Consider the following 21,562-nt stretch of genomic DNA (forward strand, 5'->3'; position numbering starts at 1 on the left):
GCCCAGCGGGCGCGAGTCGCACGCGCGAGGGACGCCGCGAGCGCTGATAAGCGCGAGCGGCGAGGCTGGGGAGGCGTGAGGCCGCGGTTGCGGTGCGGTATGGGGTGGGACTCAAAAGGGGCAGTCGCGAGGACGAAGCACGGCGCAGTAAGCACCGCAGGAACGAGCGAAGCGAGTGACGAGGAGCGCAGCAAGCCGCGCGAGTCCTCGCGGCTGGGGCTTTGGAGGTGTTCACTGTCGATCTGTCGTCAGTAATTTATCAGCGAGCGACTGGGCTTTGGCGGTGTTCACTGTCGATCTGTCGTCAGTAATTTATCAGCGAGCGGCCGGGGCTTTGGCGGTGTTCGCTGTCGGCTCGGCATCAGCCGCTTATAAATAGCCGACCGAATCCCCGTACCGATCTAGTCCCAGAACGACTGCGTTCGCGCGTACTCGCGCTCCTGTCGGAGCACGTCGCGGTAGAACTCGTCTTCGTCCTCGCGCAGCTTGTTGATGATCCGCGCGGCGTTGTGCGGCCCGACCCCCCGCGCCGCCAGCGCGATCACGGCGCGCTTCCCGTGCGTCTGGACGAGGCTCGCCGCCCGATGCGCCCGTTTCGTCCGCCGCTCCTGTTCCTCGTCCTTCTCGCTCGCCCGGACCGCTGCGACCGTCTCGTCGTCCCACGGGTTCAGCGCGGCGACGCGGGTCGACCCGCAGTCGGGGCACTCCGGCTGGTCGGGGACGCGCCGCACCTTCGTCGTGCGCCGCCAGTCGGCGCAGTGGAGACAGAAGAGGATGACCCGGTCGTTCCGAATCCGCTCGCGTATCGTCTCGATCACGTCGGCGTCGGCGTTCTCCGGGACGAGGAACTCGGTCCCCGCGGAGCGCCCGGCCGTGCCGAGGGGGGTGCGCTCGCGGGCGATGTCCACGTCGAGAGACCCGCCCTGGATCGCCGCCAACAGGTCCGCCGTCTCCGCGACCGCGAGGTCGGCGTGGAACACCTCGCGGAGCGCCTCGTCGTAGACGGGCGTCCCCTCTAACGCCGCGAGCAGGCGGTCGCCGCCGAACCGCCCCTTCCCCTCGCGGTAGCGCTTGACGGCGCCGAACTTCGCGGCGACTTGCGCGAGCGTGAACTTGAGCGCGTCCGATTTCTTCAGGGCGAGTTCGAGGTACGCCTCCAACCGGTCGGGGTCGGTCGTCTCCAGCACCTCGCGGAAGGTCCCGGGATCGACCCCGTGAGGGACCTCGAACTCGATCCGGTAGGGGTCGACGTCCATTCCGATCGACGAGCCGGCGCGCTGACCGACGAGCGCGGCGAGCAGGCGCGCGAGCGTCTCGTTGACCTCGTGGCCGAAGGCGGCGTTGACCGCGACGGTACGAGCGCTCCCTTCGATCACGATCCGGCGGTCGGTGGGGATCGGGTGGCCGGCCTTGACCTGGTCGACGACCGGTTTCAGCGCGGTCGCGACCGTCTCCTCGTCGGCGGGGTAGCGCTCCGCGAGGTCGCCCGCGACCGCCCCGGGGGTCGACCCCGCCGCGAGCGCCGCGGCGGCGTCGCCCCGGATTCGCCCGACCTCCTCGGCGACGGGCTTCGGGACCGGAATCTCTTCGCCGATCCACGAGGGCACCTCGCCCGCCGGGTCGGCGATGGGCGTGACGTTCACGCGCTCCTCCTCCTCGTCGACCTCGGTGATGCGCCACATCTCGCCGCGCTGAATGAACGTCTCGCCCGGGCCGGCGAAGTTGACGACGAACCGCTCGTCTAAGGTGCCGATCCCCCGCCGCGAGGACATGTCGTACACCTCGTAGGTGGACTCGTCGGGGATCATCGAGAGGTTCGCGTAGAAGTACTGCCACGTGCCGCCCGACTTCTCTAGCGTGTCGGACTCCTCGTCGAGCCACAGCAGGCGGTTGCCGTCGAGCTCGCGGACGATCTCTTGGAACTGCGGCTCCGAGAGGTCCCGGAACGGGTAGGCGCTCGTGACGGTGTCGTACGCCACGCGGGCGTGGACGTCGCCCTCGTCCATCACGACCCCGACGATCTGGTTCGCGACCGTGTCGAGGCTCCCGTGGTGGATCGCGGCCGGCTCCACGAGCTCGGCGTCGGCGCGCCGGGCGATCGCGAGCGCCTCGAGCGTGTCGTCGCCGCCCTGCGTCACGACGGTCCCCTCCGACACGAGGTCGCGGCGGTGCCCGGCGCGCCCGACGCGCTGGAGCAGGCGGGCGACCTCCCGCGGGCTCCCGTACTGGACCACGTGGTCGACGCGCCCCACGTCGATCCCGAGCTCCATCGAGGAGGTGCAGACGAGTCCGTCGATCTCGCCCGACTTGAACCGGTCCTCGACGTCGATCCGGACGTCCTTCGAGAGCGAGCCGTGGTGGACCTCGATCTCGGTGGGGTCGGCGTCCCCGCCGCCTTCCCCGCCGCGTTCGGCCGCCTCTCGCTCCCGCTCCGCGAGCGTCTTGAACCGCGAGCCGAGCGCCTCCGCGGTCTGTCGCGTGTTGACGAAGATCAGGGTCGACTCGCGGTCCGCGACGATCCCGCGGATCGTCCGCACGTGGCTCGCGGTCGTCTCGTCGACCGCCAGCTCGCCGGCGAGGGTCGCGTCGCGGTCCGTGATCTCCGGGTCGAGCACGCGCACGTCGGTCCGCGACCCGGCCGCCACCTCGACGATCTCGAACTCGCGGTCGCCCTCGCGGTTCGGGTCGCGCTTACCGCTGCCGACGAGGAACTTCCCGACCTCCTCCGGAGTCCCCACGGTCGCGGAGAGCCCCACCCGCTGGAACGGCCCCGCGGCGCGCCGGAGGCGTTCGAGCCCGATAGTCAGCTGCGCGCCGCGCTTCGCGGAGGCGAGCTCGTGGACCTCGTCGATCACGACGTGCGCGACGTCCTCGAGGCCGACCCGCATCTTCGAGCCCGTCAGGATCGCCTGCAGGCTCTCCGGCGTCGTGATCAACACGTCCGGCGGGTCGTCGGCCTGCTTCGACCGCTCGTACCGCGTGGTGTCGCCGTGACGCACCGCGACCTCCACGCCGAGCCGGTCGCCCCACCACTCCAGCCGGTCCATCATGTCGCGGTTGAGCGCGCGGAGCGGGGTGATGTACAGCGCGGAGATCCCCTCGCGGGGCTGGTCGCCCGGCGCGTTTCGGGCGTCGACGATCGCGTCGAAGACGGGGAGCATCGCGGTCTCCGTCTTCCCGGTCCCCGTCGGGGCGAGGACGAGCGCGTTCCGCCCGGCGGCGAGCGGCGGGATCGCCTCGCGTTGCGGCTCCGTCGGCGTCGAGAACCCCTGCTCGGAGAGCGCCTCTCGGACCTCGCCCCCGAGGTGCGCGAACGCGTCCATGCCCGACTGTTCCGCCATTAGCTGATCGTCGGACGTTGGGCGCTCGGGCGATTAAGCCCGTCGCTGTGCGAGATCCGTGCGAGCGCTCGGGGGCGCCCCGGCGGTCGCGATAGGCTCCGGGTCGGTTCAGTCCGCGATCGAGAGTTCGACGACGAACACGCTGCCCGTCGGCTCGTTGTCTTCCACCCACACGTCGCCGCCGTACTTGTCGACGAGCGTCTCGACGAGGTAGAGCCCGATGCCCGTACCGCCGCTCTCGAGGCCCTTCTCGCCTTCCTGGAAGATCTGTTCTTTGTGTTTATCCTCGATACCGGGACCGTTGTCGGCGATCGACACGCGCACGGCGTCGTCCGACACGCGCGTCGACACCGTGATCTCCGCCACGTCCTTGTCGTTGTGGACGACCGCGTTCGTCAGGAGGTTCCGGAACACCGCCTCCAACAGGTCGTCGGCCAACACCGTCACGTCGGGGATCGAGCCGTCGACCGAGAGCGTCGCCCGGTCCTGATCCGAGCGGACCTTCTCGATCTGCTCGGTGAGTTCGTCGCGGAGGCTCATCGGGGTCCGGTCGGCGCCGACCTGTAGCAGCACGTCCGTGACGTCTTTGGCCGTTTCCGTGATCTCGGCCGCCTGCTTCGCCGCCTCGATGACCGTCCGCGCGTACGTTCGACTCCGATCGTCGGGAAGCGAGTCCTTGAGCAGGTCGGTGTACGACTCCACGACCATCAGCTGGTTCCGGATGTCGTGGCGGACGACCTGATTGAGCAGGGTGAGGTTATCCCGTTGCTGCTCGAGCGTCTGCTCGTACTCCTTGAGCTCGGTCACGTCGCGGGCGTATCCCAAGACGGCGTCCTCTCCCGTTTCCGGCATCTTATAGGGGATCTTCACCGTCTGCAGGATGCGCGTTTCGCCGGCCGCCGTCGTCAACGTCTCCTCGCCGATCTCCTTCGGCTCGCCCGACTCGATCACCTCCAAGTCGTCCTGTCGGAACTCGGCCGAGTCGTCGACGTCGGGGATTATCTCGCCCTCCGAGCGACCCTCGACCTCCTCGGGCGTCTTCCCGTACGCCTCCGCGGTCGCCTCGTTGGCCAAGAGGTACTCGCCGTCGCGGTTCTTCACGAACACCAGGTCCGGCACGAGGTCGATGATCTCCCGGAGCTCCTCGCGGGTCGACTCGAGGGCGATCTCGTACTCCTTCCGCTCCGTGATGTCTTGGAACAGCCCTAACGCGCCGACGACGTTCCCCACGTCGTCGAACTGCGGATCGCCGATCCCCCTGACCCACCGAGTCTGCCCGGACGCCGTGACGATCCGCAGTTCGAGATCGTACGGCTCGCCCTCCTCGGTCAGCCGGTCGAACGCGGTCTCGATGGTCTCTCGGTCGGCCGGATGGTAGTACTCGATGGCTTCCTCAAGCTCGATCGACTCTTCTACGGGCACCCCGTGGATTCGGTACACCTCGTCGCTCCACGTGAGCGACTCGTCGATCAGATCGACCTCCCACCACCCGATCGACGCGCTTTCTTGCGTCCGCTCGATGAGCGCCCGCGTGCGTTCCAACTCCGTCTCTCGCCGCTTTCGCTCGTCGATGTCGAGGTGGATGCCGACCGCTCGCACCGGCTCCCCGTCCCCGTCGCGCTCGACGATCTTCCCGACGTCGCGGATCCACTTCCACTCGCCGGACGCGGTCCGCATCCGATGTTCCGTGTCGTAGTACTCCGTCTCGCCCGCCATGTGGTCTGACAGGGCGTCCTCGACCGGCCCGAGATCGTCGGGGTGGACGCGGCGCTCCCACTCCTCGAGGCGCGGTTCGATCTCGTCGGCGGAATGCCCGAGCATCCGCGCCCACTGATCGTTGAACTCGACTTCGTCGGTGGTCATGTCCCAGTCCCAGATGCCGAGTTGGGCGCCCTCGACCGCGAGTTCGAGGCGGTCTTTGAGCTGCTGAAGCGCTCGCTCTCCCTCTTTCTGCTCGGTGATGTTCGTCGAGACGCCGCAGACGGCCACGATCTCTCCCTCGTCGTCGTACACGGGTGACTTCCGAGTGAGGCGGACGCTTTCCCCCGCGGGAGTCGGGATCGTCTCCTCGAGTTCGATCTGCTCGCCGCCGTCGAGGACTCGTAAGTCGTCCGCCCGCGCCTGTTCGGCGATCTCCTGCGGGAAGAGGTCCTCGTCGGTCATCCCGACGGGATCCTCGTCGACGTCAAACAGGTCGCGGCACGCCTGATTCACCAGGAGATACCGACCGTCGGCGTCTTTGAGAAACACCGCCGCCGACATCGTCTCCAACACGGTCTGGAACCGGCGGTACGTGCGCTGATGCTCTCGCTCCTGTCGCTTTTGCGCGGTGATCTCCCGAGCGACGCCGACGATCCGCGTTATCGTTCCGCCCTCGGTGATCGGCGTCAGCTTCGTCTGCCAGTGGCTCGTCCCGCCCGGGAACGTGAGCCGCTCCTCGTACTCGACCGTGTCGCCCCGTTCGACGCAGCGGCGGTAGTTCGCGGCGACGACCGCGCCCTGCTCGTCGCCGAGGAGTTCCCGCGGCGTCTCACCGCGCATCGCGTCCTCGGAGAACCCCGTTTGTTCCTTGTGCGCGGTGTTGTTCTGTCGAAACGTGAACTCGTAGCCGTCGCCGGTCCGCCCGACCTCAACGACGAAAACGGCGTCGTCCATCTCGCGAAAAATCGCTTCGTAAACTGCGTCGACGCCCTCGTCGGCCACGCCGAACGAGCTAGCGTTGGTGTTCGAACGTGCATTCTCGTCCATCGGTTCTCTTAGCGGTATATAGGATTAATACGCTGATAAGAGTGCGGATATCGACGCCCGAACTCGAACTCTAACGGGCCGCGAGGGCGACGAAATCGACGCTCGATCGCCGGATTCGTGCTCGTCGCCTCGGCCGTCGCGACCGCTACGTCGCGTCGTCCTCACCAGCCGCGGCCGCTACGTCGCGTCGTCCTCACCAGTCGCGACCGCTACGTCACGCCGCCCGCACCCGTCGCGTACGCCTCGTGGGCGCCCGACTCGAGGACCGCCTCGATCTCGTCGACCACGTCCAGCACGTCCGCGAACGAGGTGTACGGAGCGGCCGGACACACGCGTACCACGTTCGGCGGCCGGAAGTCGACGACTACGCCGCGGTCGGTGAGCGCCTTACTCAGCCGCTCCGCCTCGGGGTGTTCGAGGGCCACGTGGCCGCCGCGGGCCCCGTGCTCGCGCGGGGTTCCGACCGAGACGTCGGGGAGCCGATCGTCGACGAGCGCGATCAGGAAGTCCGTGAGCGCGAGCGACTTGGCGCGCAGGCGGTCGATCCCCGCCTCCCGCAGGAGCTCGACCGAGCCCTCGAGGGGCGCGGCCGCCAGCAGCGGGGGCGTCCCGATCTGCCACGCGCCGGCGGAGTCGGCGGGGGTGTACGTCATCCGCATCTCGAACTGCGTCGCCTTCTCGTGGCCCCACCACCCCGCCAGCGCGGGCGTGAGCCCGTGGTGGCGCTCGGCGACGAACAGCGCGCCGATCGCGCCGGGGCCGGCGTTGAGGTACTTGTACGTGCACCACACCGCGAAGTCGACGCCGGCGTCGCCGAACGCGTGCGGGACCGCGCCCGCGGAGTGGGCCGCGTCGAAGCCGGCGTACGCGCCCGCCTCGTGGGCGGCCGCGGCGATCCGCTCGACGTCGAACAGCTGGCCGGAGCGGTACAGCGCGGTCGGCATCCAGACGATCCCCACGTCGTCGTGCGCTTCCAGCGCGGCCTCGATGTCTCGGGGGTCGATCGTCCGCCCGTCGCGGCTCTCGACGACGCGGAGCTTCTCGTCGGGGTCGATCCCGCGCTGGCGCAGTTGGGCGCGGATCGCGTAGTGGTCGGAGGGGAAGTCGAGCTCGTTGACGAGGACGGCGGGCTCGACGCTCCGGCCCCACTCGCCGTCTGCCCGTGCCATCTCCTCCCGCTCCGGGCCGTTCCCCGCCAGCAGCTCGTCGAGGAAGGTGCCGATCAGGGTGTGAATGTTGACGGTGATCGAGTTGCCGACGACGACCTCGTCGGGTGCGGCGCCGACGAGGGGCGCGAGCGCGTCGCCCAGCCGCTCGCCGACCGAGAACCACGGCGGGTCGGCGTCGGTCCACCCGCCGATGAGCAGCTCGCGCCACTCGTCGACGACGCGGTCGACGCTCGCGAGGGCGGCGTCGCTCGCGGGGCCGAGCGAGTTGCCGTCCATATACAGGCGGTCGCCGGGCACGTGGTACCGGTCGGCGAACGAGGAGAGCGGGTCGGCCTCGTCGAGGCGAGCGGCGAGGACGGCCGGGTCGGAACCGTCGAAGTCGGGCGCGTCGCCGTCGGGCGCGTCGCCGTCGGCCGCGCCGCCGGCCAGCCCGTCGCCGGCGAGGGCGTCGCGGGCCGGGGCGTAGGGATCGTCCATACCCGATCGGGTGGCGCCGCCGACTAATCGTTTCCGGGGCGGGCGCGGATTTCCGGTCGAAACCCTGGCACGGGGCGTCTCGGCGGTGGGGAGACAGTATCGACGCGATCAGAGGAAGTCTTCGACGCCCATGCCCGCGTCCCCCTCGTCCTCGCCGCTTTCTCCACCGGTGGTCGTCCGGAACACCGCCGGGTTGCGCGTCTGGATCCACACGCGGCCCTCGCCGGAGAACTTCGAGACGAGCCCCTCGCCGCCGAGCACCGCCGACTTGATCGTGCCGTCCGTCTCTCTGGAGACCGTGAGGCCGTCCGTCCACGCGATCAGATGATCGGTGTCGACCACCGTCGGATCGTCGGGCTTCACGTCCGTCTCGACGATAGAGCCGTACGCCGAGAGGAAGCACTGCCCGGTTCCCGACAGTTCGAGGACGCGGAGGCTTCCCGAGGAGAAGAAGCCCTGCGCGTCGTTGAACGCCGTGGACCGCTCGACGGTCGGCTCCCACGCGAGGATCGCCCCCGAATTGACCTTGATCGGCCCGTCTCGGCCGACGTCGACAGCGAAGACGTCACCCGGATGGTCGGGCGCCAGCGTGATCTCGGCCCCGTCCGCCGTCGCCTCGAAGGCGTTCTCCACCACGTCCTGACTCGAACTGATCGCCGACTTGATGATCCCGCCGACCCCTTCACCGCCGCCCACCTCGGCGTCCGCGTCGACGCTCTCGCTCCGGCTTATCATCGCCCCGGTCTCGGCCATGAGTCGGTCGTCTCGGTCCATGGTCGTTCGCAACACCGCGTAGCTCGGACCCTTCTCGATGGTGTACTGCATCTCGTGCGTGATATTCACACACTATCATAGATAATTTACGTATTTTTACATTGGATTGGTGTCACTAACCAGTGATGTTCCGCGTCGAGAGCGCCGGCCGGCATCGACCGGTCGGGCGTCTGCGCCCGGCGACAGTTCGGACGCCGTCTGCCGGACGAGAGCCGGACCCCTACTCGACGATGTCGATCGCGGGCCGGCCGGGCTCGGCCTTCCGGACCACCGCGTCGTCGGCGTCCGCGGCGCGCTCGACGCGGACCGGGGCGTCGAACTCGCGCTCGATCAGCCACGAGGCCGCGCGCAGCGCCTCGTACTCCTCGTCGCCCGACAGGGTCTCCTGCAGCGCCTCGCGGTTCGCCTGCAGGTCCTGGCCGTAGGAGGCGGCGTCGTCGCCCCGCTCCCGGATGTGGCTCTCCGCCATTAGCTCCGAGATGAGGTTGTCCGCGTCGCTGTCGATCGCGACCTCCAGCGCGTCGTACTTCCAGTCGGGCGCGACGACGACGTCGATCCGCTCGGGGTCCTCGATGCCGGCGACCTCGACGATGTCGCGCACGTCCTCGCGGGTGTTGGTCACCAGTCGGCGCCGCTTCTCGACCGTCTCGCGGTCGACCGTCGCGGTCGGCCAGTCGGCCTCGACGACGAAGCCGTCGCGACCCAGCGTCGCCCACAGCTCCTCGGCGAGGTGCGGGACGACCGGCGCGAGCAGGCGGACGGCGACGTCGAGCCCGCGCTCGTAGGTGTCCGGGTCCGGGTCCGCGTGCCCGCGGTAGCTCCGCAGCGTCCCCACGAGGTCCTGCGCCTCGCGGAGCGCGACGTTGAACGTGAGGTCGTCGTACTCGTCGCCCGCGATGGCGACGGCGGCGTCGACCTCGTCGGCGACGTAGTCGTCGACCGTGTCGCGGTCGGCGTCAGGGGGTGCGGTCTCCGCCGCGCCCGCGGCGTGCCCCTCGACAAGGTCCGTCAGCCGCGCCAGGAAGCGGTGGGTCGACCGGACGCCCTCCTCGGACCAGTCGAAGTCGCGCTCGGGCTGGGCCGCCTGCATCATGAACAGCCGGGCCGTGTCGGCGCCGTACTCGTCGACGATGCGCTGCGGGGAGACGACGTTCCCCTTCGACTTGGACATCTTCTCGCCCTCCAGCTGGACCATCCCCTGCGCCAGCAGGTTCGTGAACGGCTCGCGGTGCTCCAGCCCCTCCTCGTCGGCCAGCACCTTGGTGAAGAAGCGGGAGTACAGTAGGTGCATCACGGCGTGCTCGATGCCGCCGACGTACTGGTCGACCGGCATCCAGTCGTTCGCGCGCTCTAAGTCGAAGGGCGCGTCGTCGAGGTCGGGCGAGACGTAGCGCAGGAAGTACCACGAGGAGTCGACGAACGTGTCCATCGTGTCTGTCTCGCGGGTCGCGGGCTCGCCGCACTCCGGACAGGTCGTCGCCTTCCACTCCTCGGCGGCGTCCAGCGGGTTCCCGGTCGTGTTGATGAACTCCGGCAGCTCGACGGGCAGGTCCTCGTCCGGGACCGTCACCGGGCCGCAGTCGTCGCAGTGGACGACCGGGATCGGGGTGCCCCAGTAGCGCTGGCGGGAGATCCCCCAGTCGCGCAGCTGGTACTGGGTGCTCTCCGCGGCGCTCTCGATGTCCGCGGTGAGCCGCTCGCGGGCCGTCTCGCTGTCGAGGCCGCTGTACTCGCCGGAGTCGATGAGGACGCCGTCGTCGGTGAACGCCGCCTCGCTCACGTCCGGCGCGTCCGGAACCGTCTCGCCGTCCCAGTCGTCTGGCTCCGGCACGACGACCGGCCGGATCTCGACGCCCATCTTCGTCGCAAAGGCGTGGTCGCGCTCGTCGTGCGCGGGCACCGCCATCAGCGCGCCCGTCCCCACGTCCGAGAGGACGAAGTCGGCGACGAAGACGGGGATCTCCTCACCCGTGGCCGGGTTCGTGGCCGTGAGGTCGGTCTCGACGCCGTTCGGCTCGTCGCCCTCGGGGTCGGCCTCGTGGTGGACGAACTCGTGGACGGCGTCGTCCTCGGCGGCAAGCTCCTCGCTGATCGGGTGGTCCGGCGCCAGCGCGAAGAACGTCGCGCCGTGGACGGTGTCGACGCGGGTGGTGAACGCCTCGACGGGGCCGTACTCCCGCGGCTCGGTTCCCTCGCCGCGTCCGTTCGAGGCGCTCCGCGCCTCGCTCACCTCGAAGTCCAGCGTCGTCCCGTACTGCCGGCCGATCCAGTTCCGCTGCATCTGGCGCACCGAGTTGGGCCACCCCTCCAGGTCGTCGATGGCCTCCAGCAGCTCGTCGGCGTACTCGGTTATCTTCAGGAACCACTGGTCGAGGTCGCGGGTCTCGACGGGCGTGTCGCAGCGCCAGCACAGCTCGGCGTCGCCCTCGACCTGCTCGTCGGCGAGGACCGTCTCGCAGGAGGGACACCAGTTCACCTCGGCGTCGCGCCGCTCCACGAGGTCGGCGTCGGCGAAGCGGTTGAACAGCCACTGGTTCCACTTGTAGTACTCCGGCGTGCAGGTGGTGATCTCCCGCTCCCAGTCGTAGCCGAACCCCATCGACTTCATCTGGCCCTTCATCGTGTCGATGCAGTCGAACGTCCAGTCGCGGGGGTTGGTGTCGCGCTCCTTGGCGGCGTTCTCGGCGGGGAGCCCGAACGCGTCCCATCCCATCGGGTGGAGCACGTCGTCGCCGCGCATCCGGCGGTACCTGGCGTACGCGTCCGTGATGGTGTAGTTGCGGACGTGGCCCATGTGGAGCTTCCCCGACGGGTACGGGTACATCCCCAGCACGTAGGTGGGGTCGTCGGCCTCGTCCGGCGTGTGATACACGGAGGCGTCCTCCCACGCCTCCTGCCACCGATTCTCGACCGCGGTGTGGTCGTAACCCTCCTGAGACATCTGCTTATATACTCGTGGTCGGGTCGGCGTCGTATAGCTTTCCATCCACTGGTGCGGTGTGACACACCGCCTCGTGGGCGCGAATCGGCCGGTTCCGGGAAGGAAACCGACCGCTCGCCCTACAGCTTCCCGGCGTTCCGCGCCTGCTCGACCCGCTTCGTCGCCTGCTCGACCCGCTTCCCGGTCGCGTTCGCGAGCCCGGGCGGGAGCCCCTCGCGCGCCGCCGCGAGTCGCTCCTCGATCCGCGCGATCCGGTCGAGCACGTTCGCCAGCTGACGCTCCGTCCCCTCGCCGTCGCCCTCGCGGGCGCGCTCCTCGGCCCGCTCCGCGGCGTCGACCGCGGCCGCGAGCGCGCGTTCGAGCCCGTTCACCGCGTTCGACGGGCCGCCGCCCGAACCGCCTCCGCCGCCGCTCGTCCCGCTCCCGCCACCTGTGTCGTCGCTCCCGTCGTCGTCATCGCCGTCTCCGTCGCCGCCCTCCGCCGCCGCGGCCGCGACCGCGGCGCGGGTCTCCTCGGCCACGTCGGCGACGTAGCCGGCGAGCGGGGCCGCCCCGGTCTCCGGGCGGTCGATCCGGATCGGCGATCGCCCCTCGCCGTCGTCGCCGTCGCCCGAATCCCCGCCGTCATCGCCTTCCGAGCCCGGCGGGTCCGGGTTGACCCGGTACGCGCCGACCTCTTCGTCGGCGTCGCGGACCTCGGTCGTGTACGCGCCGCCGGCGTGGACGTAGGCCGCGTCGCTCCCGTCGATCGCGGAGTCGTAGATCCGACCGGCGAAGTCGTCCTCGATCGCCGTCCGCGTCAGGTCGACGTCGCTCTCCTCGTCCGAGAGCTCCACCTTCCGCGCGTCCTCGCGGGCGACGAGCGGGATCTCGCCGTCGACGCCGGCGGCCGTCACTGGCTCGTCAGCCGAGACCGTCAGCTCCTCGCTGTGCGGCGCCCGCCCCGCGCCGTTCACCGTCAGCCGGTGGTCGCCCTCGGGGACGCCGTTCGCGACCGCGATCCCGCCCGCGAACGTCGGGACCGCCTCGGGGTCGCTCTCGATCAGGACGAACGACTCGACGCCCGCGTCGGCCGTCGTCAGCCCCTCGCCGTCGGGGGCCTCGTCGGTCTCGGTCGCCCGCGTCACGCGGGCGACGACCGCGTCGAGCGCGCCCGCGGCGTCGCCGCCGACTTCCGCGTCGCCGGCGATGGCGTCGTATCGGTCGGCGAGCTCGGCGCGGTGGTTCCCGGCCGTGACGTCGAGCGCGGGGTTCTCGTAGCGCGGCTGCTCCCACGGCACGCCGGTGGTCGTGATATGGCTCGCGACGGCGTCCTCGACCGCCTCGGGGACGGCGAACTCGAAGCTGAGCTGCGGCCCGGTGAACGCCGATATCCCCTCCAGTTCGGCGCTCTCGACGAGTTCGTAGCCGACGACCTCGTCGACGGTCTCGTCCGCGAGCGCGTCCTCGCGGTCGGCGTGGCGGAACGCGATCCCCGTCTCCCGGAGCGGGAGGTCGGTCGGGGGCGACCGCAGGGCGTCGAGCGATCGGACGCTCAGCGCCCCGTCGACCAGCGACTCCTCGGTGACGGACGGGAGGTCTGGGTGCTCGTAGATCGGCTCGCCCTCGTACTCGGGGACGACGAAGGGGAGCCGGGCCCCCTCGTCGCGGGGGAGCCCGTACGCGATCGGGATCCCGAGGAGGTCCTCGACGGTGTCGATCGTCGTGTTCGTGATGTCCGCGAGCAGCCCGTCCTCGCCGACCCGCTGGAACCGGTCGGGGATCTCGTTGACCGAGAGCGTGCTGGAGTGCGAGCCGAGCTCGGGAAGGATCCGCGGGACCACGTCGGGGTCGGGGTCGAGGAACTCGTTGTTCGGGACGCTCCGGGAGTGCGAGCTGGCGACGTACAGCTGGGGGTCGCCGGTGTCGAGGTCGACGAAGACGTGGAGCACCTCCCAGTCGTGCCAGTGGAAGTTCGCGGTGAACTGGTCGAACGCGGAGTAGAACCAGAACTGAACGACCGCGAGCGGGGAGTCATCGTACCGGACCCCGTTGTAGAACACGGTGGGGTTCGGCGGCTCGCCGGCCTCGTCGTACCGCTCGTGGTAGCCGTCGAACGCCGCGAAGCCGTCGACCACCGTCTCGCCGTCCTCCTCGGTCGCGTACGGGCGCGGGTCCGTGGGGAACCACGGCTCCGCCGAATCGAAGTACAGCGTCGGCGCGAACCGGGCCGCGAGCTCGTCGAGCCGGTCCGACTCCACCCCGGCGGTCGCGGCGTCGTCCGCCTCGGAGCCGGAGCAGCCGGCGACCGCGGCGCTCCCGGCGCCCGCGAGCGCGCCGAGGACGGTCCGCCGACCGACGGTCCGCCGGTCGGCGTCCGGATCCGGCTCTCCGGTCACGGGCGGTCCTCCCCGCAGACCGAGGCCGTATCGATCGTCGCCGCTCGCGGCTCCTGATTCATTTCACTGATTTACGACCGTAGCGCCGAATAAGTCTTCTGACGCCAAGAGACATGCCGCTCGGATGCGCCCGGGAGAAGGTATTTGCGCCCGGACCCGTGACTCCTCGGTATGGACGGCAAGAAGGCCCTCTACTACGGGGCGATCGCGATCGGGGTGCTGATCGCCCTCTCCGTCGTCGGGACGATCATCTCCGTTGTGCTCGGAGTCACCTTCTGGGTGCTCACCTGGGCGATCCGGCTCGCCGTGCTGGCGGGGCTCGGCTACGCCGCGTACAAGGCGGGCTCGTGGCTGCTGAGCGACGACGACGCCGGGTCGTTCGACTCGATCGGCTCGGTGTCGTCGTCGTCCTCGACCGACGCCGGGAGTAATCGACAGGACCGCCTCCGCCAGCAGTACGTCGAGGGACAGATCAGCGAGGCGGAGTTCGAGCGCCGGATCGCCAGCGAGCTCGAGACGGAGGAGCTCGACGACATCGACCGCGAGCTGGAACGGGAGCGGTAGGCGGCGAGCAGTGGGCGGTCAGAACCGCTCGCGGAGCTCGCCGCGGAGGTCGTCGAGGTCGAGATCCTTCATCGCGAGCAGCACCAGCAGGTGATAGACGAGGTCGGCGCTCTCGGCGGTGAGCTCGTCGAGATCGTCGTCCTTCGCCGCGAGGATGGCCTCGGTCGACTCCTCGCCGATCTTCTCTAAGACGGCGTTCTCGCCCTTCTCGTGGGTAAAAAGCGAGGCCGTGTACGAGCCCTCGGGGAGCTCCGCCTTCCGGGACGCGATGGTGGCGAACAGCTCGTCGAGGACGGCCTCGGGCGGGGCGTCGGGGTCCTCTCGCGCGTCGGTCTCGGGGTCGCTCACGCGACCACCTCGCGATCGGGGAAGAAGGCGAGGTCGTGGATCCGCGGGTCGTCGGTGAGCTCCGGGTGGAACGCGGTGGCGACGACGGGGCCGTCGCGAACGGCCACCGGGCGGCCGTCGACGGTCGCGAGCACCTCGACGTCCGAGCCGACCTCGTCGATGAGCGGCGCGCGGATGAAGACGGCGTGGAACGGCTCGTCGAGACCGGTTACCGGCATCTTCGCCTCGAAGGAGTCCTTCTGTCGACCGAACGCGTTGCGGTCGACGGAGACGTCGACGAGTTCGAGCGCGTCGACGCGGTCGTCCTTCGCGTCCCGCGAGCAGACGATGAGGCCGGCGCAGGTGGCGAGCACGGGCTTCCCGCTCGCGACGTGCTCGCGGATCTCCGCGGCGATCCCCTCTCTGTGGATCAGCCGCGAGATGGTCGTCGACTCCCCGCCCGGCATGAGGAGCACGTCGCAGTTCGGCACGATACCGGCGTCGCGGACCTCGACGACCTCGGCGGACTCGTCGTGAGCGGCCGCGGCGTTCCGGACGGCGGCGGCGTGCTCGGCCACGTCGCCCTGCACGGCGATGACGCCTGCTTTCATGTCACTCACTCGGTCGGGGACGGGCAAAAAGGGCGCGCTACCGGTCAGCCGGCGGGAAGTGTTCGAACGGAGACGTCGGACCGTTAGGCGACCGTCAGCGAGAGGATCTGCACGAAGACGCCGAAGAGGACGCAGAACGCGAGGACGGTCTTGGGACTCATCGAGATCGCGTTCCGGTCCTCGTTGTCGAAGTAGCGGACCAGTCCCGCACTGGACATCAGCCCGCCGGAGTTGGAGCCACTGCTCATACTCGTGAGTGACCCGCGCGGCGTTCTAAACGTTTCGCTCGCGGCCGACGAGCCTCGGCCGCGGCCGGCGAGCCGAATCCGACAGCCCCCGCGTATCGCCGAGTGGGAAACCCTTATGCGCGGTCCGCCGGTAGAACCGGTCGGATAATGACTGTTCGACTGCTGGATTTTCACGCTGACTGGTGCGGCCCGTGTAAGACGCAGGACCCGATCCTGGAGGAGATCCAGGAGGACCTCGGCGACGCCTTCGAGCTCCAGAAGGTGAACGTCGACGAGGAGCAGGACGTCGCCAACCAGTACCAGGTCCGCTCGCTCCCGACGCTGATCATCGAGAACGACGACGGCGTCGTGGACCGCTTCGTCGGCGTCACCCAGCGCGAGGACATCGAGGCCGCGCTGTCCGAGGCCGGCGCCTGAGGTTCGGACCGCCCGTTCGGTTTCGGCGGTCCGGGGTACCGCCGACCCGCCGCCGCGTCTCGCAACCTTTTATAGCGTCGCCGCGACAGTAGCCGTATGGCCAGCTTCGACGCCGCGGAACGCCGCAACCTCGACCGGCAGATCTGCATGCGCTGTAACGCCCGCAACGCCCCCGACGCGAAGCGCTGCCGCAAGTGCGGCTACAAGAACCTCCGCCCGAAGGCGACGGAACGCCGCGCCACGTAAGCGGTCGTCCCCTCATTCGTTCTCTGCGACCCGTTTGTTCGGTAGCCGCGGGTGCAATCTGTCTGGTCATCTCTCCGTTGATCGGGTATCGATCGTTGCTCTCGTTGACGTCGCGATGAACACCTCCAAAGCCCCAGCCGCTCGCTTATAAGTCGTTGTTGACGCGTTGAACACCTCCAAAGCCCCAGCCGCTCGCTTATAAGTCGTTGTTGACGCGTTGAACACCTCCAAAGCCCCAGCCGCGAGGCGGGCGCACGCTCGTTGCGCTCCTCGGTCACTCACTTCGTTCGTTCCCTGCGGTGCTTCCGTCGCCTGCGCCCGCCTCGCGGCTGCCCCTTTGAGTCCCGCCCCGCACCACGACCGCACCTCACGCCTCCCCAGCCTCGTCGGACCGGCGCGACCGCGCCGGTCCGACTCCCTCGCGCGTGCGATTCGCGCCCTCCGGGCGCTCATCGGCACGCGCCACCGCCGCGTTTGTATATAAACGCCCTCTGCGTTCCTCGCTCCTCGCTCTTCGCTCGTTGCCGAGCCGTGATCCGCGCCGTGATCCGCGCTGTGCCTACCCCACCACCGCGAGCGCGAGGAGCATCCCGCCGGCGGCGGCGGGCGGGATGGTGAGGTTGTCGTCGACGGCGACGCCACGGATTATCGGTGGGAGGCCGTCCGCGACCGCGGCGGGGGCGGCGCCCGCGCCCGCGACGACGACGCCGACGTCGGGGCCGAAGGCGGGGATGGTGAACGGAACGGCGAGCCCGAAGCAGACGAGGAACATCGCGACCCACGCGGCGGGCCGCTTCGCCTCGGTGGCCTCGTTGTCCCCCAGCGCGCCGCTGACGGGGTCGCCGACCGACAGCATCCACATCGCGGGGATCGCCAGGGTCGGCTCCAAGAGGAGGACCGCGCCGGTCATGCTCACCTGGTACAGCGCGTAGCCGGCGAGCGCGTCGGTCTCGTACTCCCGGGTGAGCTTCCGGTAGAGCCAGTGGTCGAGCCCGACGACGAGCCGGAGGAACTCCAGCGTGAGGACGACGGCGAGCGCGGCGAGGAGGAAGTAGCGCGTCTCCGTCCACGTGAACCAGCCGAGCAGGTACGGCACCGGGTAGAGGGTCCCCCCGGAGTGGACCAGCCGCCGCTCGAACTCCACGTCGGCCCGCCACTCCGCCGCCGGAAGGGGCACGGGTCAGTTGGTCTCGACGTCCGTCTCGACGCTCTGGTACCGGTCCCGCAGCGCGTCGAACGACTCGCCCGCGCGGAGCGCGGCCAACTCGCCGGCCAGGTCGTCGGCGGGGACCCGGACCTGCGCGGCCGAGTCGCGCTCGCGGACGGTGACGGTGTCGGGGCCGCCCCCCTCGATCCCGTCGCGGTCGATCGTGACGCAGAACGGCGTTCCGACCTCGTCCTGGCGGCGGTAGCGCCGCCCGATCGAGCCGGAGTCGTCGTACGCCACCGCGAGGCCGGCCGCGCGCAGGTCGCCCGCGACCCGGTCCGCGAGGTCGACGAGCCGGTCGTCGTTCGTCACCAGCGGGAATACCGCCGCGTCTTGGGGCGCGATCTCGGGCTCCAGCGAGAGGTACGTCCGCGCCTCGTCGTCGACCTCGTCCTCGCGATACGAGTGCGCGAGGAGCGTTTGGACGGTGCGGCCCACGCCGAAGGACGGCTCGACGACGTGCGGGGTGATGTGCTCGCCGCTCTCGGTGGTCTCCTCGACGGCGAAGTTCGCGACGTCGACGTCGACTTCATGCCTTTCACCGTTCACGTCGACCGCGACCGTCTCGCCGTGGAAGGCGTCGGGGTCGCGCTCGGCGAGCGTCTCCAGCGCCGCGGCGACCGCGCCGGCGTCGCCGCCGAACTCGGGACCGAGGACCGACATGTCGGGGTCGACCGTCGCGCGCTCGACCGTCTTCGGCTCGTCGTAGCGCTTGAACACGGTGAACGAGTCGTCGCCGTACTCGCCGTGCTTCGAGAGGTCGTAGTCGGAGCGGTACGAGAAGCCGGCGATCTCGATCCAGTCGCCGTCGACCTCGCTCTCGGCGTCCCAGCAGTCGGCCGCGTAGTGGGCGCGCTCGCCCGCGAGGTGCTGGCGGAACCGGAACCGGTCGGTGTCGACGCCGACGCGCTCGTACCACGCCTTCGCGACGCCGAGGTAGTAGCCGACCCACGGGGAGCCGATGACGCCCTCGTCGACCGCCTCGCCCACCGTCGTCTCGACGTACTCGCCGTCCTCGGCCTCCTGTTCGGTCGCCGGGTACAGCCGGACGTCGACGTCGCGGACGCGGTCCAGCGGGGGTTCGTCCTCCTCCGGGTCGATGAACTGCTCCAGCTCGGCCTGCGTGAACTCGCGCAGGCGGAGGAGCCCGCCGCGCGGCGAGATCTCGTTGCGGTAGGCGGGTCCGATCTGGGTGATCCCGAACGGGAGGTTCCCGCGGGCGTACTCCTTCAGTCGCGGGAACTCGACGAAGATCCCCTGGGCCGTCTCCGGCCGGAGGTAGCCGGGGTGGCCGTCGCCCGGGCCGATGTCGGTCGCGAACATGAGGTTGAAGTCCTCGACGGGTTCGCCGGCGAGCGGGGTGCCACAGGAGGGGCAGGCGATCTCGTTGTCCGCGATGAGGTCCTCGACCTCGTCGCCGGGGAGCGCCTCGGCGTCCTCGATCTCCGTGACGGCCTCCACGAGGTGGTCGGCGCGGTGGGACTCGCCGCACTCGCCGCACTCGACGAGCATGTCGTCGAACCCCTCGAGATGGCCGGACGCCTCGAAGACGGCCTCCGGCATTACCGTCGGCGCCTCGATCTCGCGGTTCCCCTCGCGGATGGTGAACCGGTCGCGCCACGCGTCCTCGAGGTTCCGCTTCAGCGCCGCGCCCTGCGGACCGAACGTGTAGAAGCCGGCCGTCCCCCCGTACGCGCCGTTCGAGCCGAAAAAGAAGCCCCGTCGCTTCGCCAGTTCGACGAGGTCGTCCGCGGCCATCTAGAGGCCCTCCAGCAGGTCGACGTCGCGCACGATACCGTTGAGATCGGTCCCGTTGACCAGGGGAACCTGCTCGATGTCGTTGCTGATGAGTTCCTGTGCGACCTCCTTCGCCGTCCGGGTGCCGCTGACCGTGACGAGGTCCTCCGTCATGAAGTGGCGCGCCGCCTCCGCCGGGAGCTCCACGTTGCGGGTCGGGAGGTAGCGCGCGCCGGTGGCCTTGATACCCTCCCAGGACCACTCGGAGTCCTGTTCGGCGATCGAGTCGCCCGTGCTCGCCTCGCCCTCGACGACGCGGGCGACCTCGAGAATGTCGACCTCAGTGAGCATGCCGGCGATCGCGGCGTCGTCGTCGAGCACGACCGCGTAGGGGACGTTCGCGAGCCCGATCTCCCGCTCGGCGACCGGCAGCGGGGTCTCGGTGTGGGTCGCGTTGACCGCCTCGGTCGCGAGTTCGCCGACCTCGGTGCCCCCGTTGATCTCGCCGCGGGCGATCGCCCGCACCACGTCGGTGACGGTGAGGATGCCGACGAGCTCGTCGCCGTCGACGACGGGGAGGCGGCGGGAGCGCTCGGCGACCATCGTGGCCGCGGCGTCGACGAGGTCCTCGTCCGCGCCGATCGTCGGGACCTCCCGCATCAGCAGCGCGAGCTGGTCTTCGTCCGGCTGCTCGATGAGGTCGTCGCGAGTGACGAGGCCGCGGTACACCTCGTCGCCGTCGACATCCTTCACGACGGGGACTGAGGAGAAGCCGTACTCCTGGATGTACTCCAGCACGTCGTTCCGGCTCCCGGGAATCTCGACGACGACGAGATCCGACCGCGGCGTCATGGCGTCTGACACGTTCATGCACCGTCTTTCAGCGTGGCACCTCTTGTATACTGCGAAGGTGGTCGGAGACGGCGCGGCCGCGGGTCGGCGCTCGAACGGCGTCACGTATCCGACAACTATCCGACCGATCCGTCGGATCGACGCCCGACCGGCGCCCCGGGCCGTCCGATCGACGGTTCTATCCCGGATTCGCCGTCGATCCGCTCGATCGAACCGGGAATTCGCCGACTGCGGTCGGCTTCGGTTCGGAACGCTTATACGTACTGTGAACAATTGACAATCATGTCACGGAGTTCCACTCCTTGGGACGACCCGGACCCCGATCACCGTCGGACCGCGCTGCCCGCGGACCCGACGCTCGACGCCGACGATTCGCCGGACATCATGGCGTCGATCGACTCGTCCGCGTCGCGATCGGAGCTGGTGATCGCGGACGTCTCGCGGGAGAACGCGTGGGTCTCGGTCGACGAGACCGACGCGACCGTCCTCGAGGAGTGGTGCTGACTCGGTAGTCGATCGACGGTATCGACGGCCTTCCGGCCGTCCCGCGCCGCCCCGTTCACCAGCGACTCCCGGCCGCAGTCACGCGGATTCTCGGATATTTTTCACGCGGATTCCCGGAGCCCTTCGCCCAGTTCCCACGCGCGGATCAGCGACGCGATCGTCCGACACGTCGGCGCCGCGGCCCCGAAGCGGTCGGCGCGGTCGGCGACGGCGCCGTAGATCGCGTCGACCTCGGTCCGACGCCCCGCGGCGACGTCCTCGTGCATCGACGAGCGGTTGGCCGCGGTTTCGTCGGCGACGCGCTCGACGGCGGTGACCGCCTCGTCCTCGCCGAGATCAACGCCGTCGGCGCGCGCGACGCGGGCCACCTCGCGGGCCGCCTCGCGCGCCACCTCGCCGCCCGGCCCGTCGAGCGTCGCGCCGTTGGTGAGGCGCGCGAGCGCGGAGGGGCCGTTTATCCCCGCGTTGACCGCGAGCTTCTCGTACCGGCGTCGGGGCATGTCCGCGGCGACCGTCGTCTCGATCCCGGCCTCGTCGAACGCGGCGCCGACGCGCTCCGCGAGGGGGTCCCGACCGCCGGCGAGCGAGCCGACGACGACCTCGCCGATCCCCGTACACGTCACCCGTCCGGGCTCGGCGAGCAGGGCGCCGTAGCTCGCGGTGCCGGCGAGCACGGTCGGGTCGAGCGCGGCGACGAGCCGATCCTCCGTGAGCCCGTTCTGCAGCGAGCAGACCGCGTCGTACTCGCCGGTCGCGAGCGCCCGCGCCGCCGCGTCGGTGTCGTACGCCTTCGTCGTGACCACGGCGAGATCGGCGGCGCGGTGCGTCCCGTCGGTGAGCGCCCGCGGACGGACGCGCTCGTCGATCTCCCCGTCGATCCGGAGCCCGTCCTCCCGGATCCGCCGCATGTGCGGGTCGCGTCCGACGAGGGTGACGTCGTGGCTCCGGGCCAACAGCCCGCCGATCAGGCTGCCGAGCGCGCCGGCGCCGTAGACGAGGACCTCCATGTGGGGTCCCACGG

General features: G+C 69.9%; 17 protein-coding genes. 4 read left to right on the forward strand and 13 right to left on the reverse strand.

Features of this window, described 5'->3' with window-relative positions:
• Positions 1–401 precede the first annotated feature (401 nt).
• The 6 genes from DJ81_RS12185 to DJ81_RS12210 all read right to left on the reverse strand — a co-directional run bounded on the left by DJ81_RS12185 (position 402) and on the right by DJ81_RS12210 (position 13,828).
• Complete coding sequence (locus DJ81_RS12185) at positions 402–3,341, reverse strand: DEAD/DEAH box helicase (RefSeq protein WP_170938313.1); 2,940 nt, start codon at positions 3,339–3,341, stop codon at positions 402–404.
• A gap of 108 nt (positions 3,342–3,449) precedes the next feature.
• Positions 3,450–6,089, reverse strand: coding sequence for a PAS domain-containing protein (locus DJ81_RS12190; RefSeq protein WP_094589921.1), 2,640 nt, complete (start codon positions 6,087–6,089; stop codon positions 3,450–3,452).
• Positions 6,090–6,298: 209 nt separating this feature from the next.
• On the reverse strand, positions 6,299–7,735 hold the full coding sequence (kynU, locus tag DJ81_RS12195; RefSeq protein WP_094589923.1) for a kynureninase: 1,437 nt from the start codon (positions 7,733–7,735) through the stop codon (positions 6,299–6,301).
• Positions 7,736–7,843: 108 nt separating this feature from the next.
• Positions 7,844–8,578 carry a TIGR00266 family protein gene (locus tag DJ81_RS12200; protein WP_141212584.1) on the reverse strand — a complete coding sequence of 245 codons (735 nt, stop codon included), beginning with the start codon at positions 8,576–8,578 and terminating at the stop codon, positions 7,844–7,846.
• Between the two features lie 151 nt (positions 8,579–8,729).
• Positions 8,730–11,450 (reverse strand): leucine--tRNA ligase, encoded by a 2,721-nt coding sequence (gene leuS, locus DJ81_RS12205; protein ID WP_094589925.1) that lies wholly within the window; start codon positions 11,448–11,450, stop codon positions 8,730–8,732.
• A 119-nt stretch (positions 11,451–11,569) separates the two neighbouring features.
• Positions 11,570–13,828, reverse strand: a complete 2,259-nt coding sequence (locus DJ81_RS12210; RefSeq protein WP_094589927.1) for a hypothetical protein — start codon at positions 13,826–13,828, stop codon at positions 11,570–11,572.
• Positions 13,829–13,999: 171 nt separating this feature from the next.
• Here DJ81_RS12210 and DJ81_RS12215 point away from each other — a divergent pair, with 171 nt between their 5' ends.
• Complete coding sequence (locus tag DJ81_RS12215; protein ID WP_094527008.1) at positions 14,000–14,392, forward strand: hypothetical protein; 393 nt, start codon at positions 14,000–14,002, stop codon at positions 14,390–14,392.
• 18 nt (positions 14,393–14,410) lie between these two features.
• Here DJ81_RS12215 and hisE read toward each other — a convergent pair whose 3' ends face one another.
• The 3 genes from hisE to DJ81_RS12230 form a co-directional block, all read right to left on the reverse strand.
• Positions 14,411–14,740 carry a phosphoribosyl-ATP diphosphatase gene (hisE, locus tag DJ81_RS12220; protein WP_094521888.1) on the reverse strand — a complete coding sequence of 110 codons (330 nt, stop codon included), beginning with the start codon at positions 14,738–14,740 and terminating at the stop codon, positions 14,411–14,413.
• A complete protein-coding gene (gene pdxT / locus DJ81_RS12225) occupies positions 14,737–15,330 on the reverse strand; it encodes a pyridoxal 5'-phosphate synthase glutaminase subunit PdxT (protein WP_094527007.1) in 594 nt (197 codons plus the stop codon). Before pdxT ends, hisE begins: the two co-directional genes overlap by 4 nt.
• A gap of 83 nt (positions 15,331–15,413) precedes the next feature.
• A complete protein-coding gene (locus tag DJ81_RS12230; RefSeq protein ID WP_094521886.1) occupies positions 15,414–15,578 on the reverse strand; it encodes a preprotein translocase subunit Sec61beta in 165 nt (54 codons plus the stop codon).
• A 147-nt stretch (positions 15,579–15,725) separates the two neighbouring features.
• On the opposite strand from DJ81_RS12230, the gene DJ81_RS12235 reads away from it, so the two are divergent.
• The gene (locus DJ81_RS12235; protein WP_008002506.1) at positions 15,726–15,995 is read left to right on the forward strand and encodes a co-chaperone YbbN; all 270 of its coding nucleotides are present in this window, start codon (positions 15,726–15,728) and stop codon (positions 15,993–15,995) included.
• Between the two features lie 96 nt (positions 15,996–16,091).
• Positions 16,092–16,241 (forward strand): 50S ribosomal protein L40e, encoded by a 150-nt coding sequence (locus DJ81_RS12240; RefSeq protein WP_094521885.1) that lies wholly within the window; start codon positions 16,092–16,094, stop codon positions 16,239–16,241.
• A gap of 559 nt (positions 16,242–16,800) precedes the next feature.
• Here the strand turns inward: DJ81_RS12240 and DJ81_RS12245 are convergent.
• From DJ81_RS12245 to DJ81_RS12255, 3 genes are read right to left on the reverse strand one after another with little or no spacing between them, the layout of a single operon-like run.
• Positions 16,801–17,418 carry a dolichol kinase gene (locus tag DJ81_RS12245; RefSeq protein ID WP_094521884.1) on the reverse strand — a complete coding sequence of 206 codons (618 nt, stop codon included), beginning with the start codon at positions 17,416–17,418 and terminating at the stop codon, positions 16,801–16,803.
• Between the two features lie 3 nt (positions 17,419–17,421).
• Complete coding sequence (gene glyS / locus DJ81_RS12250) at positions 17,422–19,206, reverse strand: glycine--tRNA ligase (RefSeq protein WP_094589929.1); 1,785 nt, start codon at positions 19,204–19,206, stop codon at positions 17,422–17,424.
• Positions 19,207–20,055, reverse strand: a complete 849-nt coding sequence (locus DJ81_RS12255) for a CBS domain-containing protein (protein WP_094521882.1) — start codon at positions 20,053–20,055, stop codon at positions 19,207–19,209.
• A gap of 264 nt (positions 20,056–20,319) precedes the next feature.
• Here DJ81_RS12255 and DJ81_RS12260 point away from each other — a divergent pair, with 264 nt between their 5' ends.
• Positions 20,320–20,541, forward strand: coding sequence for a hypothetical protein (locus DJ81_RS12260; RefSeq protein WP_094521881.1), 222 nt, complete (start codon positions 20,320–20,322; stop codon positions 20,539–20,541).
• A gap of 101 nt (positions 20,542–20,642) precedes the next feature.
• Here DJ81_RS12260 and DJ81_RS12265 read toward each other — a convergent pair whose 3' ends face one another.
• Positions 20,643–21,548, reverse strand: a complete 906-nt coding sequence (locus DJ81_RS12265) for a ketopantoate reductase family protein (RefSeq protein ID WP_094557858.1) — start codon at positions 21,546–21,548, stop codon at positions 20,643–20,645.
• Positions 21,549–21,562 lie beyond the last annotated feature (14 nt).

Source organism: Halorubrum sp. Hd13 (assembly GCF_002252755.1).
GTDB lineage: Archaea > Halobacteriota > Halobacteria > Halobacteriales > Haloferacaceae > Halorubrum.

Coding starts and splice junctions, on each gene's coding strand:
- DJ81_RS12185 (WP_170938313.1), bottom strand. CDS start 3,341: ATGGCGGAACAGTCGGGCATGGACGCGTTCGCGCACCTCGGGGGCGAG.
- DJ81_RS12190 (WP_094589921.1), bottom strand. CDS start 6,089: ATGGACGAGAATGCACGTTCGAACACCAACGCTAGCTCGTTCGGCGTG.
- kynU (WP_094589923.1), bottom strand. CDS start 7,735: ATGGACGATCCCTACGCCCCGGCCCGCGACGCCCTCGCCGGCGACGGG.
- leuS (WP_094589925.1), bottom strand. CDS start 11,450: ATGTCTCAGGAGGGTTACGACCACACCGCGGTCGAGAATCGGTGGCAG.
- DJ81_RS12215 (WP_094527008.1), top strand. CDS start 14,000: ATGGACGGCAAGAAGGCCCTCTACTACGGGGCGATCGCGATCGGGGTG.
- pdxT (WP_094527007.1), bottom strand. CDS start 15,330: ATGAAAGCAGGCGTCATCGCCGTGCAGGGCGACGTGGCCGAGCACGCC.
- DJ81_RS12230 (WP_094521886.1), bottom strand. CDS start 15,578: ATGAGCAGTGGCTCCAACTCCGGCGGGCTGATGTCCAGTGCGGGACTG.
- DJ81_RS12235 (WP_008002506.1), top strand. CDS start 15,726: ATGACTGTTCGACTGCTGGATTTTCACGCTGACTGGTGCGGCCCGTGT.
- DJ81_RS12240 (WP_094521885.1), top strand. CDS start 16,092: ATGGCCAGCTTCGACGCCGCGGAACGCCGCAACCTCGACCGGCAGATC.
- glyS (WP_094589929.1), bottom strand. CDS start 19,206: ATGGCCGCGGACGACCTCGTCGAACTGGCGAAGCGACGGGGCTTCTTT.
- DJ81_RS12255 (WP_094521882.1), bottom strand. CDS start 20,055: ATGAACGTGTCAGACGCCATGACGCCGCGGTCGGATCTCGTCGTCGTC.
- DJ81_RS12260 (WP_094521881.1), top strand. CDS start 20,320: ATGTCACGGAGTTCCACTCCTTGGGACGACCCGGACCCCGATCACCGT.
- DJ81_RS12265 (WP_094557858.1), bottom strand. CDS start 21,548: ATGGAGGTCCTCGTCTACGGCGCCGGCGCGCTCGGCAGCCTGATCGGC.